The 1,216-nt window shown below is 63.5% G+C and carries 1 protein-coding gene; it reads left to right on the forward strand.

What is annotated here, in order from left to right; all coding sequences use genetic code 11:
* On the forward strand, window positions 1-1,216 hold a 1,216-nt coding region (locus CN97_RS19660), incomplete at both ends, for an IS1380-like element IS1247 family transposase (protein ID WP_035715308.1).

Raw genomic sequence — 1,216 nt, forward strand, 5'->3', positions numbered from 1 at the left:
GGATTTCGACCCTCGCGTGCGGCTGGAATTTCGCGGCACGCAGCTCAGTTCCGACGGCGGCCTTCTGGTGATGCGCGAGCTTGATGACGCGCTCGGGTTGTCCGATTTGGCGTCAGCGGCGCTGCGCGATACTCGCTCTGGCAAGAACACGGTCCATCGGCTCGACGGCCTGTTCCGGCAATCAGTCTTTGGGCGGCTGGCCGGATACGAGGATGTCAACGACGCCAACCGTCTCGCCTGCGATCCGGTCATGCGCCAAGTTGTCGGCGGCAGAGCGGTCGATGCACAAGCGGCCTCGGCATCGCAGATGGGACGGTTCGAGACCGAGACGCTGGCTCTGGCCGGGAACCGTGCCGCGCTGGCCGACCTGAACGGGCAATGGATCGACCGGTTCCATGACCGTAACGGGCTGAAGTACATCGTTCTGGACATGGACAGCTCGGTCAGCCCGACCCATGGCGACCAGGAAGGGTCCGCCTGGAATGGCCATTTCGACTGTAGCTGCTATCACCCCAACTTTCTGTTCAACCAGTTCGGGATGCTGGAACGCTGCGCCCTGCGCCATGGCAACGTCCACAGCGCCGATGGCTGGCGTGATGTTCTCGACCCCGTCATTGCGCGCTACGCGGAGCGCGACCTTGGTGGCAGGTTCTTCCGGGCCGATGCTGCCTACGCGATCCCGGCGATCTATGAGCGATTGGAAGAAGCGCGGTTCTTCTACGCCATCCGGCTGCCCGCAAACGCGGTCCTCAAGGACAAGATCGCGCATCGGCTAACGCGCCCTGTCGGGCGGCCGTCACTGACCAAGGTCAAGCGGTTCTTCGAGGAATTCGAGTATCAGGCGGCGTCCTGGGACAAGGAACGCCGGGTGATCGCCAAGATCGAATGGCATCCGGGCGAACTGTTCCCGCGTGTCGGCTTCATCGTCACCAACCTGCCGATGGAGCCGGACTGGGTGGTGCGGTTCTACAACCAGCGCGGCACCGCCGAGCAGCACATCAAAGAGGGCAAATACGCCTTTCGCTGGACGCGGCTGTCGTGCCGGAAGTTCCGCGACAATGAGGTGCGGCTGCAACTGCACGCCCTGGCGTACAACCTGGCCACCTTCTTGCGCTGCATCGAGCTGCCCGAGGCCATGGCCGACTGGTCGTTGACCAGCCTGCAACTGAAGCTGATCAAGATCGGGGCACGTGTGGTCCGTCACGCCCGCACCATC

Origin of the sequence: Haematobacter massiliensis, from assembly GCF_000740795.1 — a bacterium.
GTDB lineage: Bacteria > Pseudomonadota > Alphaproteobacteria > Rhodobacterales > Rhodobacteraceae > Haematobacter > Haematobacter massiliensis.